This is a genomic window from Candidatus Binataceae bacterium (assembly GCA_035650475.1).
In the GTDB taxonomy this organism is placed as follows: Bacteria; Desulfobacterota; Binatia; order Binatales; family Binataceae; genus JAKAVN01.
This window is the reverse complement of sequence record DASRHP010000009.1, coordinates 485315-499688: the sequence shown is the minus strand read 5'-3', so window position 1 is coordinate 499688 and position 14374 is coordinate 485315. Positions and strand designations below refer to the sequence as shown.

Genomic DNA, 14374 nt, shown 5'->3' with positions numbered 1-14374 from the left:
GCATGGGGTACCCACAGGAATCCAGCACGCCAGGAGGCTCCGGAGATGAAGCAGATCTTCTACGCGATGGAGTTCAGCGGGCAGGCGGCGCCGGTGGCCGGCCCTTCCAACGTGATCAAGGCGGCGACCAGCGCTTCGAGCTGCTCGCTCACCTCGACGGTCGGCGCTGACGGCCTGAGCGCGAGCCTCAAGCCGGCCGCCGGCGGCAAGGCGATCTTCGAATCCGAGGTTACGGTGACCGGCGACACCTCGTTCGTCGAATCCGGCACGATCCGATTTGGCGAGGGCAACCATCGCCTGCGCTTCAGCACCGTCGGAGAGGGCTACATGGATGCGAGCGCCGACCCGAAGCTGCGCCACGGCTCGGTCATCTGGCGGATCGACGGCGGCGAGGGACAATTCGCCGGCGCCAGCGGCCTCATCACTTCGAATTTCACACTGGGCGAGACGGGAGCGGTGATCGACCGCCACTTTGGCGTGATCTTCGTGCGCTAGGAATCGAGCAGGCGCGAAAGCGTGCGCGCGGTGTAATCCACCAGCGGGATCACCCGCTCGTAGTCCATCCGCATCGGGCCGACTACCGCCACGCTGCCGAGCGGCATCGCGCCGCTTTCATAGGAGGCGGCGACCACGCTGAGGCTGGCGAGGCGGGCGTCGATATTCTCCGAACCGATCGACACGGTCAGGCCGCCGTGCGCGAGGCTGCGCTCGAGCAGCTCGAGCAGGGCGCTGCGATCCTCGAGCGCGCGCAGCAGGTCGCGCAGGCGGTTGCGATCGGCGAACTCCGGCTGCTCGGCCGCCTTGGCGCTGCCCTCGACGTAAAGCTCGGCGTCCGCGAGTCGTTCGGCGGCTGCCCCGCCCAGCATCAGCGCCGTGCGCATGAAGCGATCGTAACGGGCGCGATCGGCGCGCAGCCGCTCCTCGATCCACGCCTGCGCCTGCTCCAGCGTGCGCCCCTTGAGCGCCTCGTTGAGATAACGCGCCATCCGCTCGAGCTCCTCGGGGCGGTGGTCGTCGTCGGTCTGGACCAGGCGATGGTGCGCGCCGCCGGCGGCCGCGACGAAAATCGCGAGCACCTCGCGCTCGCGCAGGCGCACGAAGTCCACCCGCTCCAGGCGCGCGCTCTCCAGCCGCGGCGCCATCACCAGCGCGGCCTGGCCGGTAAGCAGCGACAGCAGGCGCGACGTTTCGCGCATCACCTCGCTGAGCTCGCGCGGGCCGGCCGAATAGGCGAGCTCGATATGCGCGCGGTCCTCGAAACCGATCCGCCTGACCGGCATCACCTGATCGACGTAGTAGCGAAAGGCGCGCTCGGTGGGCACGCGTCCGGCCGAGGTGTGCGGCTGACGGAGATAGCCGCCATGCTCCAGCTCGGACATCAGGTTGCGCACCATCGCGGCGCGCACGCCGAGCGGATAGCGCGCGGCGATCTGATGCGACCCGACGGGCTCGGCGGTTGCGATAAACTCCTGCACGGTCGCGAACAGCACCGCGCGCTGGCGGCGTGAGAGGTCGCTGTGTGAGGTCGAGCTGTCCATCGAATCATTGGCGCGGCGCTTGCCGCCACGCGTCAGATGCCAGCGTTTCAATTCTGTTTCGCCCACCGCCCCGCGTTCAAGAGCACCCAGCGCATTTGGGTCAACAAGCAAACCCGGCTGACGTGCGGGTTTTTGCGTGGGCGGCCGCCTGATAGGCTGTTCGGAGTAGCCCCGGGCGGCATCTCCCGATGGCCAGGAAGCCGGTCAAGCCCAGACGCCTGTATATCCCGACCGTGCCCGCCGGCGCGGCGTGGATCGAGAGCGACAGCTACGACCGCCGCGCCTGGAGCGAGATCGGGATGGGCTCGGCGGCGCTCGGCGAGCTGGTCGAGGCGGGGCGGCGGCTGGTGCCGCACTTCGACACGCTGCTTGGCGATCTTTTCTTCGCGCTGTTCAAATACAACATCGTCTGGCTGAAAGCCGACGCCGTGCGCAAGAGCGCGCTGCTCAACCATACGATCCTGCGCGAGCTGCTCGCCACGCCCGCCTTCGCCGCGCTCAAGGAGCGCACCGCGCTCGAAGAGGACAAGGCGGCGATCGCGGCGCTGGCGCTCGCCGAGCGCGCGCTCGAACTGGTGCGCTCGGAACGGCTGCTCAACCGCCGCGAGCTGCTCGACCTCTGGGACCTCCACCATCAGGAGGAAGACCTCGCTGCGCGCGCCGAGGAGCTCAAACAGGTCGAGCAGACGCTCAAACCCGCCGACTCCGAAGGCGCGCCCGACGAGGAGCTCAGGAAGAAGCTTGAACAGCTCAAGGAGGCGGCGGAGCGCGCCGCCCAGGTCTCCGAGGCGCGGCTCAACCAGAAGGCGCGCCAGGTCGAAGAGCAGATCTCCAACGCCGAGCGCGGCGAGCTGCGCCGGATGGAGGTCAAGAGCTTCGAGCTCGCGCAGGAGATCGACCGCGTCGCCCAGGACAGCCACGACTTCAGCCTTGAGTTCGGCCAAGGCGGGCGGCTGTCGGCGGGCGAACGCCTGGAACTCGGTCGCCATCTGGCGCGCAACCGCAAGCTGGGCGAGCTCGCGCGCCTGGTCGGCCGCTTCAAGCAGGACGCGCGCGCACTGCGGCGCAAGACGCTCGAGCGCGGCGTCGCCGAGACCTACGACGTCGAGCGCGGCGCCGAGCTGGGGCAACTCATCCCGTCCGAACTGCTGGGCCTGCTCAATCCCGCGCTCAAACGCGACTTCGGCCGCCGCCTGCTCGAAGGCGAGCTGCTCCAATACCGCCTGCGCGAGGAGGAACAGAAGGGCAAGGGCCCGATGGTGGTGTGCGTGGACGTAAGCTCCTCGATGCAGGGCGACAAGGAGCTGTGGGCCAAGGCGGTTTGCCTGACCCTGATGGACATCGCGCGCCGCCAGCGCCGGCTCTTCCGCGCGGTGCTTTTCTCCTCTGGCCCGCAAAGTCTGCGCGTGCTCGACCTCAACAGCGAGCGGCGCTACCAGCCCGAGCTGTCGCGGGTGATGGAGCTGGCCGAGTACTTTCCTGGCGGCGGCACCGACTTTCAGCAGCCGCTCGACGCCGCGGTCGAGCTGATCGCGCACAAGCGGCTCAAGCGCGCGGATATCGTGATAATCACCGACGGCGAGTCGCAGGTGGCGCCGCAATGGCTGGCCGAGCTGCGCCGGCGCAAGGAAGAGCTGCAATTTTCGATCTTCGCGGTGCTGGTCGATATCGGCTCGAGCGAGCTGTCCACGCTCGCTCAGTTCAGCGACCGCGTAAGCTCGGTCAAGCAGCTCAGCGCCGCCGACACCCGCGAGATCTTCCTGAAGATCTGACGCGGCCCGGGCTAGGGGTTGGCGCCCTGCATCGGCGGCGCCGGTACCGCGAAGTCGGCCGGGACGTTGCAGCACAGCGCGTAGCTCGTCCCCGCGCGCGGCTCGGCGTCGTAGCCGTCCAACTCGCCCTCGGCCCCGACCCGCACCGCCTCGTAGCTGACCGAGCCCGAGGCGCGGCGGGCGGCGAAGATGTAGTAGCGGCCGGGCTCGAGCGGCTCGGGCGGCGTATTTTCGGGCGTCACCTGGATAAAATGCGGCGGGAGCTTGCCGTAGCTGGCGGCCTTGAGTGCGAACTTCTCGCGCGAACGCAGGCCTGGAAGGTCGGAGAGCACGCCGGTGTCAGCCTTGATCTCCCAGATGGGAGCGCCGCCGTCGAAGCGCACGACACTTATCGAGTGGCGGGGATCCATCTGGCGCGTCTCGACCACCTCGGCGCCGGAGAATTTCGTGACGCTGAGCGAAGTGAGGTAATCACCCTTGCGGGTGTACGAGAGGTTGATCGTCGCCCCCGGTGGCGGAGGCGTCGCCTCGCTCTGGTCCGCCGCCTGCCCCTCAGCCGCCGCCGACGGCGCTGCGGCCGCCGTCCCGGAGGACGCCGCGCGATGGAGCATCGAGCACGCGCCAAGCGCGAGCGCCGCGCAGACCGTGCTTGCATAGACGAGCCAAAAACCCGCAGTCCCGTCGTGTCGATACAAACGCCGCATGACTTCCGATGAAACTCCGGCTTTCCTGTATATCGCCTTCGGCGATCGCAAGTAAGACGAATCTACAGGCTAAGGTCTGCCGATTGCGGAACAAAAAGGGCGGCGCGCACAGCGGGCGTGCGGAAAGATTCTACTGGCTGAACTCGATTGGCTGGCTGCAGGCGTAGCCGCCGGCGTTGTAGTCGTATACCATCCGCGCGCCGTAGTCGGCGCCCTTGGCAGCCACCCCGACCATCACCAGCAGCAGCACCAGGAACAGTCCCCGCCATCGCCGCGGCATCGGCCGCGCGAGCGCGGCCCATAGCACGAGTGCCGTGCTGAGCGCGAGCGTCGCGACCATGATCCACTTGTGGTAAACGAGCAGGTTCTCCTTGACCGACGGCGCAAGCATCACGCCCGGCGCGGCGTACCATCCGCTGGCGACCGCCGCCCCAGCGCCGAGCACGCCAAGGATGAGCAACCACAGCCCGGTCCACTGCCACGCTTCGCGCCGCGCCAGGAAGGCCAGCCAGTACACCAGCGCGGCCGCCGGCAGGAGCGCCACTGGAAAGTGGACGACCAGCGGATGGATGTTCTGGACGTGCTGGACCCCGGGCAACGCGAACAGGCGCTGCGCGTCCCGGAGCAAAGCCGCTAGCACGGGATCACTTCACCGCCTCGACGGTGAGAAATTCGACGCCGTCCTTGGAATAGCTCTTGCCGGTGACCGTAACTTCCTTCTCCATACTGTTGATCACGTCGGCGGGCAGCCCCTGGGCGTTCTTGGGCGGCAGTAGGATGTACATCTTGCTGGTGCCCTTCTCGACCAGGCCAACCGGGATCCCCTTCTGCGCGCACTTGAGCGCGCATTGCGCATGGCCCGCTCCGTGCGCGCCGACCACCGTGTAGCAGAACGTATCGACGAGGTTGCCAGTGACCGACTGCTCGGCCGCCACCGCCATCCCCCCAACGCCGATTGCGAGCGCCAGCCCGAGGCCGGCAATCACCATCCTTCGCATCGCTCACCTCCAGGTCTTCGCCGCTGGCTCCGCTGGTCGGAGCACGCCGTCCAAGAACAGGCCGTCAACGCTCATAACGCCGGAGCTTCGGCCGATGTTCCCGAAATCTTTCTGATTATTTCACGCCCGGCGCGTATGACAAGGGCTGCGCACGAGGAGTGTGAGTGTTGAACAATATCTCCGCCGGCGCAGCAGGAAAATAATTGCGCGAAGGAATGGCGCTAGCGCCGCGCCGAGCGAGCCTCGACCGGCGGCGCGACCGCGCCGAAGTCTTCGCGCCAGCGGCCGCGCCGGCGGGCGCGCGCGCGGCCGCCGAGCTGTTCGAGATGGTGCTCGAGGACGTCGCGAAGCTGCTGGTCGAGCAGTTCGAGCTCGGCCTCTTCGGGAAGCTTCGGCCGCTCCTGGTCGTCGGCCATCCCGCGTCGGCGCCGCCCGTAGAGCTCCTGCATCCGCAACTCGGCCTTCGCGAACAGCACCTTGTAACGCTGGTCGAGCCTGCGCAGCGACTCGTTCATCTCCGCGACGGCGACGTACCGCCGGCGCAACAGGAACCACTCAAGGATCGCGAGCGCGGTGACGCCCAGCATCAACAGCGCGACGATCGCCGCGCTGTACACCGCGCCGCGCCACCAAGGCAGCATCCTGAGCTCGCGCGCCTGCTCCTGATTGCCCGCGGTCAACTGCTGCACCTGGGCCTTGAGCGTACTGGCCGACGCGTCGGCCTGGTCGGCGCGCGAGCGCGCCAACGTAAGCTCGTCGCTGAGCTTCTGGTTCTCCGCAGTCAGCTCGCGCATCCGCGCCGCGAACGGATTCGGGATGCGCAGCGTCTGACCCACCATCAGCATCGCGTCCTGGCTGATGCGGTTGGCGCGTGCGATGTCAGAAACCTGGATGCCGAAGGTCGAAGCGATCGAGCCGAGCGAGTCGCCCGGGCGGACGGTATAGGAAAATTCGCCGGGGTGGCGATGGACCGGCGACGGGGGCGGCGCGGGCTCTTCAGCCGGTCCCTGCTCCTCGGCCCCCGCCGCAGGTGCCGGCGGTTCGTCCTGGGCGATGAGCGGCGATGCCGTCAGGCAAAGGCATGAGAGGACAACAAGGCCTGCCAGCAGCGAACCAAACTTCATGGTCAAAAGACTCGCGCGCACGGTCATCCGCCCAGTCAAGCCTAAATCCAAGATGAACAGGATGCAAATGGGGGTTTTACAGAAGGCACGTCCAAATCACTTTTGTGCCATTTAGACACGATTTTCGTTCACTGATGCGAATTCGCCCGCCGGCGCATCGCCGCCAGATACTCCAGGTTGCCGGCCGCGCCGCGGACCGGCGATTCAATTGTGCCCAGAACCTCCAGCCCGAGCCCTTGGGCGAACTCGACAATTCTCACGACGGCCTCGATGCGCAGGGCGTCGTCGCGCACCACCCCGCCCTTGCCGACCATGCCTTTGCCGACCTCGAACTGCGGCTTAATCAGCGCCACGATTTCGACCTCCGGCACGCTCAGCGCGAGCACCGCCGGCAGCACCAACCGCAGTGAGATGAAGCTCACGTCGATCGTTACCAGTTCCGGCGCGTAGGGCAGATTGCCCGGCTTGACGAAGCGGATATTGGTGCGGTCAAGCACGGTGACGCGCGCGTGGCGCCGCAAGCGCTCCGCGATCTGGCCGTAGCCAACGTCCAGCGCGACGACGTGCGCCGCACCCCTGCGCAGAAGGACGTCGGTGAAGCCGCCGGTGGAGGCGCCGACGTCGAGCGCGCGGCGGCCGGCCGGGTCGATGCCGAAATGGTCGAGCGCGGCGGCAAGCTTCAGCCCGCCACGGCTTGCGTACTCGGTCGCTCCGCCGACCAGCTCGATTGAGTTGTGTTCGCCAACTCCTAAATCGGCCTTGAGAGCAGGACGCGAATCGACTCGCACGCGCCCGGCCATGATCAGGCGCTGCGCGCTCTCGCGGCTGGGCGCCAAGCCGCGGCGCACGAGTTCAAGGTCCAGCCGCCGCTTCGCCATCGCCGCCGCGGCTCAGAAGGGAGGCTCCTCGTCTTCGTCGCGGCCGCCCTCGGGCTTCGCCAACGACTCATAGGCGGCGCTCTTGAGTTCGCCCTGCGCGTTGCGCATCAGCAGTTCGACCTTGCGCTCGACCTCGTCGAGTTTCTGGTTGAGCGAACGCACCAGCCCCACGCCGCGCTCGAAGGCGCTAATCGAGTCTTCCAGCGAGAGCTCGCCCGAGTCGATCTGCGCGACGATTGCTTCGAGGTCTTTGAGTTCCTCTTCGAATTTCTTGCGGTTGGTCGCCATATATGAAGGCCTCAGGTTTCGCGCGCCACGGTGCGCGCGCGCAGGCGGCCGCGGCTCAGCCGGATGTCGAGCTCGTCGCCGACCTCGGCGCGCGCGGCGTCGGTCAGGAGGTGGCCGTCGCGCGCATTGGTCACGACCGCGTAGCCGCGCTCGAGCACCTTAAGCGGCGAGATCGAATCCAGGCGCGCGGCGAGCGCGGCCAGCTCGGTGCGCCGGCGCGCCTGCGCGCGCTCGATCGCGGCCGCCATCCGGGCGCTTGCGCCAACGAGCGCGGCGCGGCGCCGCGCAGCCATCGTGCGCGGCGCCGCCTCGCCCAACCTCGCGCGCATCGCGTCCACCCGCATCGCGAGCCGCGCCAGCCGCGCGCCCATCGTCTGCCCCAGATGGAGCGCCGCGCGACCCACGCCGAGCCTGAGCTCGCGTGCCATCGCACGCGGCGGCTTGAGCCGCGCGGCGAGCGCCGCGACGAGGCTCCGCCGCTCGCGCATCCGCGCCGCGAGCGCCGCGCCCAGCCCCGCCGCCGCTTCGTCGGCGCGCTGTCGCGCCTGGCGCAGCGCGGCGCGCGGCTCGCGCAAGCGCCCGCGCAACAGCCCCACCGCGCGACGCCGTCCCGAGAGCGCGCTGACGATTGCGCCGTGAAGCGTGGCCGCCGTCTCGTCCAGACGCCGCCGGAGTTCGGCCTTGGCCGGAACGACGAGCTGCGCGGCGGCGGTCGGCGTGGGTGCGCGCACATCGGCGACGAAATCGGCAATAGTGTAGTCGACCTCGTGGCCAACGGCCGAGACCACCGGAATACGCGAGCGATGGATCGCGCGCGCAACCACCTCCTCGTTAAACGCCCAGAGATCCTCCAGCGAGCCGCCGCCACGCCCTACTATCAGCACCTCGGCGCGCCCGTCCTGGTTGAGGTCGTCGATTGCCCCGGCGATTTCGGCCGCCGCCCCCGCGCCCTGGACGCGCGCGGGCCGGATGATCAGATGGAGGTTCGGATAACGGGCAAGCAGGATGGTCACAATGTCGCGCAAGCCGGCGCCACCGAGCGCGGTCACGATTCCGATCACCGCGGGCAAACAGGGCAACGGCCGCTTGCGCTCAGACGCGAACAGCCCTTCGCCTCCGAGCCGCTGCTTGAGCTGCTCGAAGGCGAGCTGGAGCGCGCCGAGGCCGCGCGGCTCCATCTCCTCAACATAGAACTGGAGCGCGCCGCGGGACTCATAGAGATCGACCCGCCCGCGCGCGACAACCGCGACCCCGTCAGCGAGCTTGAAGCGCAGGCGCGCGGCCGCCGCGCGGAACATCACGGCGTTTATCGCGCTGCGCTCATCCTTCAGCGTGAAGTAGAGATGACCGGAGGGGGCGATGCGGGCATTGGAAACCTCGCCCACCACCCAGCATTCTTCCAGGTTGGCCTCCAGCGTCTCGCGCACCATCCGCACCAACTGCGTGATGCTGTACGCACGCGCCTGGCCGCGCAGCGCGAGTTCGAGCTGGCCCGCCATGGCGCTCAACTTACCAGATGGCCGCCGCCCGAAGTAGGCCGCCGCCCGTGCGGGCGGCGGCATCATGAGACGCGGCAGTGGCTTTAGTCGCGGCAGCCGGCGGCGACCGCGGGCGTCCGTCGGGGTCAGCGGTCCGCGCCAGCCGGGCTTTGCTCGGCGGGAGCGGCAGACGCGGTGCTCGCGGCGGGCGGCGCGGCAGGGCCTTCGTTGCGCGCAAGCTGGAGCTTGTAGCTGCGCCAGTGCTCGAGCACGTCGATTGCGCGGTCGAGCTGGACGTCTTTCTCCTGCTTGGTGCCCGCGCCCGTCTTGCCCTTGCTCGCGTCGGGCTTCTGCGGCCCGGCTCCCGGAGCCGTTTGCTGTTTCTCGTGGGAGTGCGGCCCAACTTCCTTGTTCTTGAAGTGATGGAGCAGGTCGCTCTCGCGGATTTCGGCGTCCTCGTCAAAGATGGCGCCCTGCTGCTCAAGCGCGGCGAGGGTCGGCTTGGGCGGCTGGCTGACAACGTCGGGCGTGATGCCGACGGCCTGGATCGAGCGTCCGTTGGGCGTGTAGTAGCGCGCGGTGGTCAGGCGCAGCGCCGAATGGTCGTCGAGCGGCAGGATGGTCTGGACCGAGCCTTTGCCGAAGGTCTGGGTGCCGACGATGACAGCGCGGCGCTGATCCTGCAGTGCGCCGGCGACGATCTCGCTGGCCGAAGCGCTGCCGCCGTTGACCAGCACCACCATCGGGTAGTCCACAAAATCCGTCTTACGATGAGAGAAATACTTCTGCTGCTGGTTTTCCAGTCGGCCCTGGGTATAAACGATCAGCCCGCCGTCGAGGAAGTCATCGGAAACCTGCACGGCCTGGTTGAGCAGTCCGCCCGGGTTGTCGCGCAGGTCGAGCACCAGGCCCTTTATCTGCCCGCCGTGCTGCTTGCGGAACTTGGCAATCGCCTTTTGTACCTCGTCGCTGGTGCCCTCTTCAAAGCTCGTGATCCGCAGATAATCGTAGCCGTGGCGCAGCTCCTTGGTCTTGACCGACTTGATCTTGATCACCTCGCGGGTGACCGAAACCGTGAACAGTTCGGGCACGCCCTTGCGATGGAGCGTGAGATGGATCTGGCTGCCCTTGGGCCCGCGCATCCGTTTGACCGCGTCGGTCAGCGTCATGCCCTTGGTGAAATCGTCGTTGATCTTGATGATCTGGTCGCCCGCCTTGATTCCGGCGCGATAGGCCGGGGTGTCCTCGATCGGGGCGACCACAGTCAGGATGTCGTTCTTGATCGTGACTTCGAGCCCCAAGCCGCCGAAACTGCCGCGGGTCTCGACCTCAAGGTCGCGGTAGAGGTCCGGCGTCAGGTAGGCGCTGTGGGGGTCGAGCGAAGACAGCATGCCGGTGATCGCGCCGTTGATGAGCTGCTTGGTGGTGACCGGCTCGACGTAATTCTTTTGCACGATCGCCAGCACGTTGGCGAAGGTGGCCAGTTCCTTGTAGGTGTCGTCCGGCAGGGCGTCGGCGCGGCGCACCGCAACCTCGGCCATCACCACGATCAGGCCGAGCGCGCAAGCCGCCGCGACCAGGAAACGGGAACGATAACGTTTCATTACTCGCTCGTTGCACGCACCGCCCGGGCTTCACGGGGCGGGCCGCTCCCTAAGCATATTCCTTGCGCGCGCCGCGCGCCACCCGGCCCACCCTCGGGCGCGCGCTTCGGCCCCCTGCCTAACCCTTGCCTTGGGCAAGCAGTTCCTCGATCGCGGTGCGAATCTCGGGCTGCGACCAGTCGAAGGCGCCAGAGTGATGGGCCACGATGCGCCCTTGGCGGTCGATGATGAAAGTCTCGGGCACGCCGCTTATCCGGTAGGCGTCGGCGACCGCATTCTGCGGGTCAAGCAACACGTCGAACTGGTAGCCGTGCTTCTTGACGTAGTCGGCGACCAGCTGGCGTCCACCGGTGTCCTGGCTCACCGCCAGCATCACGAAGCCGTGGTTGCCGCGCAGCCTCTCGTACAGCTTTTCCATGGAGGGCATCTCCTCGCGGCACGGCGCGCACCAGGTTGCCCAGATGTTTAGAAAGATCACCTTGCCGCGCAGCGAGGCGAGCGAAACCGTCCTGCCCGCCAGGTCAGTGAGCTTGAACGACGCGGCGGGCTCGCCGGCCGCGATCGGTGCGCCCTCGTCATGGGCGAGCTTGTCGGCCGCCTGCTGGACCTGTTCGGCGGTAGGTCCGGTGCGTGGCGAACGCGCGAGCGCCGCCAGGATGAGGGCTGTCGCGATCGCCAATCCCGCAATCGCCGAGAGCGTCTTCACCCGCCGAGTCATCGCGGCAATCCTAGGCGCGCGCTGCCGCCTTGGGCGCGGATGCGCCGAGCGAAGCCTTTGTCGTCTCGCGACGCCATCCCGAGACGATACCACCGGTCAGGTAGAGCGCCGTAACGCCGACCACTACCATCGCGGCGGAAATCAGTTGCGCTTCGCTCAGCCCCCACAGTACGCGCGGATTCACGCGCCAGAATTCGACCGTGAAGCGACATGCTCCGAGCAGCACCAGGTAAAGGCAGAAAAGCCTGCCGTTCACCCCGACTCGATCGCGCAGGGACCACAGCACGCCGAATACCACGGTGTAGAGAATCGCTTCGTAAAGCGGCGTCGGATGGACCCGCACGCCCGGGAAAAAACCCGACACCAAATTGCCGTGGGCATCGAGCTTGAGGACCGTCTGCGCGTTCCACCCCACGATCGCCCTGGGAAACGACATCGCCCACGGCAGCGTTGAGGGCAGCCCCCAGTCGCCGTCGCCCGACACCAGGCATCCGATTCGACCGAAAGCCTGGCCGATCGCGAGCGCTGGCCCCGCCATGTCGGCCGTCACCCAAAACGGGAGCCGGTAATGGCGCGCGACGAAGTAGGCGGCGATGACCCCGCCGAAGAAGCCCCCGAACCATACGAAGCCCGAGCCCGACCATACGATCGCGACCGGGTCGGCCATGTACACGCGCCAATTGTCAAGGACGTCGTATAGGCGCGCGCCCGCCAGCCCTCCCACCGCCGCCCACAGCACCAGGGCGGTCGCGAAATCGGGATTGATCCCGCGCCGGCGGCACTCGGTGCTGATCACGACGTCGGCGGCGATAAAGCCGAGCGCCATCATCAGCCCGTAGCTGTAGATGGTGAGGGTGACCGGATGGCCGAGCAGATCGATCGGACCGAAGCGCAACAGAATCGGAATCATCGGCGCTAGCAACTATAGTACGGCGCTCGGCCAACAGACCAGCCGTCCGGTCTTGCGCGCCGCTGCGGACCTTGTCCGCGCGCCACCGCGCATTCCCGCCCGGCAGCCGGGGTCTGCTAGATCTGACGGCAGGATGCGAGCGGTTGTTCAACGGGTGAGCCGCGCCGAGGTCAGCGTGGGCGGCAGATGCCTTGGCCGCATCGGGCTGGGCTTCGTGGTGCTGCTCGGCGTCGCGCGCGACGACACCGAAGCCGACGCCGCCTTCATCGCGGACCGTATCCTGGGCCTGCGCGTGTTCGCCGACGCGGCGGGCAAGATGAATCTCGCGCTCGCCGCGGTGGGCGGCGAACTTCTGGTGGTCTCACAGTTTACGCTGCTCGCCGACACCAGCGGCGGGCGGCGCCCCTCGTTCATCCGCGCCGCGCCGCCAGAGGTTGCGCGCCCGCTGTACGAGTACTTCGTATCGCTCGCACGTGCGGGCGGTGTTAGAGTCGAAACAGGAGAGTTCGGCGCCCACATGGCACTCGAACTGGTCAACGACGGGCCGGTCACGATCTTGTTCGACAGCCGGGAGCGTTGAGGATGGCACGCGCGGGCTTTTACGCGGTCGAGTCGGGGCGAATCTCGTTTCGCCGCGACGGCCATTGGTACAGCGACGACGAGCGGATCGACAATCCGCGCATCGCGCTGCTTTTCAGCCGCTCGCTGCGCCGTAACCCCGACGGCAGCTACTACCTGCAAGTCGCCGAAGAGCGCGCGCCGATAACCGTCGAGGACACGCCCTATGTGGTCAAAACGGTCGAGGGCGACCCACGAAACGGGTTTGTGCTGGTACTCAATGACGAGGATCGCGAGGAACTCGACCCGGCCACGCTCGAAATCGGGGCCGACAACGTGCTCTATTGCCGGGTGAAGGGCGGCGCCTTTCGCGCGCGCTTCCTGCGCTCGGCGTACTATCATCTGAGTCCGAGCTTCGAAGCCGACAGCGGCGGCGGTTTCTCGATCTCGTTGCGCGGGCGGCGCTATCCGCTGAGGATGGCGCAGGCGAGCGCGCACGCCGATTGACTCCGCGCCCGGACGTGCCGACGGCGTTGCGCGCCCCCTCCTTCCACATTGTGCTGGTGCGACCGGAGATTCCGCAGAACACGGGCTCCATCGCGCGCCTCGTGGCGGCGACGCGCGCGCGCCTGCACTTGGTGGGCCCACTCGGTTTCTCGCTCGAGGACCGCTATCTCAAGCGCGCCGGGCTGGATTACTGGCCGCTGGTCGATCTGCGAACGTACGCGGGATGGGACGAATTTGCGACGGGCGATCCGGCGCGGCGGTTCAAATATTTCTCGGCGCGCGCCGCCAATTCCTACCTTGGCGCGCGCTATGCGCCGGGCGACTTCCTCGTCTTCGGCAGCGAGACCAAAGGACTCGGCGCAGAATTCCTCCGCGAGCGCGAGGCCGACACCTACCGCATCCCGATCTTCGAGCCCGGCGTGCGCAGCCTCAACCTGTCCAACGCGGTGTCGGTCGTGCTGTACGAGGCGCTCCGCCAAAGCGGCTTGATTGAATAGCCGGGGCCGCCTTGTTTTGGCGAGCCTCTGCTTTGGCGTCCACGTCGAAAAGGCGCACGACGCGAACCTCGGGCTTCAGCGGATTCCCGTATCGACAAGCACGTCGAAGCGGGTGTGGCCTCCCGGACTGATCGCAATCTTGGCCGGCAAATTTTTGGTCGCGCCGGAGAATCCCGCGCCGCGTTCAAGGCGATATTCGCCCGCCGGCAGGCTCACCTGGTAGCGCCCGTCGGCACCCGTGCGTGCCGTCGCAACAAGCGCTCCGTTTGAATCGACGATTCGAAGCTCGGCGCCGGCTACCGGCGCGGTCGCGGGCGACGGCGCGCCCGGGCCGCTCACCGGAAACATCGGACCGCGGGTGATCTCGCCGCTGAGCGTGCCAGGCGCGGATTCGCCCGGGTCCGACGGACCGCCCCCGCGCGCGCAGCCGGCAAGGATCAAAGCAGCTACGACGAGCATCGCACACGGCTGCCACCAGCGTATCGGCATCGGAGTCACCCCTTGCGGTGGAGCATACTCCTGCCAACGATGGCACGGCGATCCTGTCCGACGCCCGGAGGGTCCTGGGCGAAGATTCCGGCCCGCTCAAACGAAAGCTTTAGAAGAATCACCCGTCGCGCGGGTCTGAGGACCAGCTGACACAAATATTCCTGCTCACGAGGGCTAGTGACCGATGGTGACGCCTTCGCGCTCAAGCCGGCGACCGGTTCTGACCGCGAGCGCACTGCGTGGAGCCAAACGGAGACAGGGAGGCGAGGGCCTGCCTCAACGGCGCCAAAGGCAAGCAGGCGGGACGTGAC

General features: G+C 67.6%; 17 protein-coding genes. 5 read left to right on the top strand and 12 right to left on the bottom strand.

Going from position 1 to position 14374, the window contains the following annotated elements:
• Positions 1 to 45 precede the first annotated feature (45 nt).
• Positions 46 to 495 (top strand): hypothetical protein, encoded by a 450-nt coding sequence (locus VFB33_08590; protein ID HZO81739.1) that lies wholly within the window; start codon positions 46 to 48, stop codon positions 493 to 495.
• Here the strand turns inward: VFB33_08590 and hrcA are convergent.
• Positions 492 to 1589 carry a heat-inducible transcriptional repressor HrcA gene (gene hrcA / locus VFB33_08585; GenBank protein HZO81738.1) on the bottom strand — a complete coding sequence of 366 codons (1098 nt, stop codon included), beginning with the start codon at positions 1587 to 1589 and terminating at the stop codon, positions 492 to 494. The genes VFB33_08590 and hrcA overlap by 4 nt on opposite strands.
• Positions 1590 to 1726: 137 nt before the next feature.
• On the opposite strand from hrcA, the gene VFB33_08580 reads away from it, so the two are divergent.
• Entirely contained in the window at positions 1727 to 3310 is a 1584-nt protein-coding gene (locus VFB33_08580) for a VWA domain-containing protein (protein HZO81737.1), read from the top strand.
• 11 nt (positions 3311 to 3321) lie between these two features.
• Here the strand turns inward: VFB33_08580 and VFB33_08575 are convergent, their stop codons facing one another.
• The 10 genes from VFB33_08575 to VFB33_08530 all read right to left on the bottom strand — a co-directional run bounded on the left by VFB33_08575 (position 3322) and on the right by VFB33_08530 (position 12012).
• A complete protein-coding gene (locus tag VFB33_08575; GenBank protein ID HZO81736.1) occupies positions 3322 to 4014 on the bottom strand; it encodes a hypothetical protein in 693 nt (230 codons plus the stop codon).
• Between the two features lie 130 nt (positions 4015 to 4144).
• The gene (locus tag VFB33_08570) at positions 4145 to 4654 is read right to left on the bottom strand and encodes a DUF2231 domain-containing protein (GenBank protein HZO81735.1); all 510 of its coding nucleotides are present in this window, start codon (positions 4652 to 4654) and stop codon (positions 4145 to 4147) included.
• Between the two features lie 4 nt (positions 4655 to 4658).
• Entirely contained in the window at positions 4659 to 5012 is a 354-nt protein-coding gene (locus VFB33_08565) for a hypothetical protein (protein ID HZO81734.1), read from the bottom strand.
• Between the two features lie 221 nt (positions 5013 to 5233).
• Positions 5234 to 6136: a LysM peptidoglycan-binding domain-containing protein gene (locus tag VFB33_08560; GenBank protein HZO81733.1), complete on the bottom strand. Its 903-nt coding sequence runs from the start codon at positions 6134 to 6136 to the stop codon at positions 5234 to 5236.
• Positions 6137 to 6264: 128 nt separating this feature from the next.
• Positions 6265 to 7014: a TlyA family RNA methyltransferase gene (locus VFB33_08555; GenBank protein HZO81732.1), complete on the bottom strand. Its 750-nt coding sequence runs from the start codon at positions 7012 to 7014 to the stop codon at positions 6265 to 6267.
• A 12-nt stretch (positions 7015 to 7026) separates the two neighbouring features.
• Positions 7027 to 7302: an exodeoxyribonuclease VII small subunit gene (locus tag VFB33_08550; GenBank protein HZO81731.1), complete on the bottom strand. Its 276-nt coding sequence runs from the start codon at positions 7300 to 7302 to the stop codon at positions 7027 to 7029.
• An 11-nt stretch (positions 7303 to 7313) separates the two neighbouring features.
• Positions 7314 to 8801 carry an exodeoxyribonuclease VII large subunit gene (gene xseA, locus VFB33_08545; GenBank protein ID HZO81730.1) on the bottom strand — a complete coding sequence of 496 codons (1488 nt, stop codon included), beginning with the start codon at positions 8799 to 8801 and terminating at the stop codon, positions 7314 to 7316.
• A gap of 125 nt (positions 8802 to 8926) precedes the next feature.
• Positions 8927 to 10384: a S41 family peptidase gene (locus VFB33_08540; GenBank protein ID HZO81729.1), complete on the bottom strand. Its 1458-nt coding sequence runs from the start codon at positions 10382 to 10384 to the stop codon at positions 8927 to 8929.
• A 118-nt stretch (positions 10385 to 10502) separates the two neighbouring features.
• Positions 10503 to 11102, bottom strand: coding sequence for a TlpA disulfide reductase family protein (locus VFB33_08535; protein ID HZO81728.1), 600 nt, complete (start codon positions 11100 to 11102; stop codon positions 10503 to 10505).
• A gap of 10 nt (positions 11103 to 11112) precedes the next feature.
• Positions 11113 to 12012 carry a prolipoprotein diacylglyceryl transferase gene (locus VFB33_08530; protein ID HZO81727.1) on the bottom strand — a complete coding sequence of 300 codons (900 nt, stop codon included), beginning with the start codon at positions 12010 to 12012 and terminating at the stop codon, positions 11113 to 11115.
• A gap of 133 nt (positions 12013 to 12145) precedes the next feature.
• On the opposite strand from VFB33_08530, the gene dtd reads away from it, so the two are divergent.
• Genes dtd through VFB33_08515 form a run of 3 tightly spaced genes read left to right on the top strand, consistent with a single transcriptional unit; the run spans position 12146 to position 13574 of the window.
• Positions 12146 to 12592 carry a D-aminoacyl-tRNA deacylase gene (dtd, locus tag VFB33_08525; protein HZO81726.1) on the top strand — a complete coding sequence of 149 codons (447 nt, stop codon included), beginning with the start codon at positions 12146 to 12148 and terminating at the stop codon, positions 12590 to 12592.
• 2 nt (positions 12593 to 12594) lie between these two features.
• The gene (locus tag VFB33_08520; protein ID HZO81725.1) at positions 12595 to 13077 is read left to right on the top strand and encodes a DUF1285 domain-containing protein; all 483 of its coding nucleotides are present in this window, start codon (positions 12595 to 12597) and stop codon (positions 13075 to 13077) included.
• A 26-nt stretch (positions 13078 to 13103) separates the two neighbouring features.
• Positions 13104 to 13574 carry a tRNA (cytidine(34)-2'-O)-methyltransferase gene (locus tag VFB33_08515; GenBank protein ID HZO81724.1) on the top strand — a complete coding sequence of 157 codons (471 nt, stop codon included), beginning with the start codon at positions 13104 to 13106 and terminating at the stop codon, positions 13572 to 13574.
• Between the two features lie 75 nt (positions 13575 to 13649).
• Here VFB33_08515 and VFB33_08510 read toward each other — a convergent pair whose 3' ends face one another.
• The gene (locus tag VFB33_08510) at positions 13650 to 14063 is read right to left on the bottom strand and encodes a carboxypeptidase-like regulatory domain-containing protein (GenBank protein ID HZO81723.1); all 414 of its coding nucleotides are present in this window, start codon (positions 14061 to 14063) and stop codon (positions 13650 to 13652) included.
• Positions 14064 to 14374 lie beyond the last annotated feature (311 nt).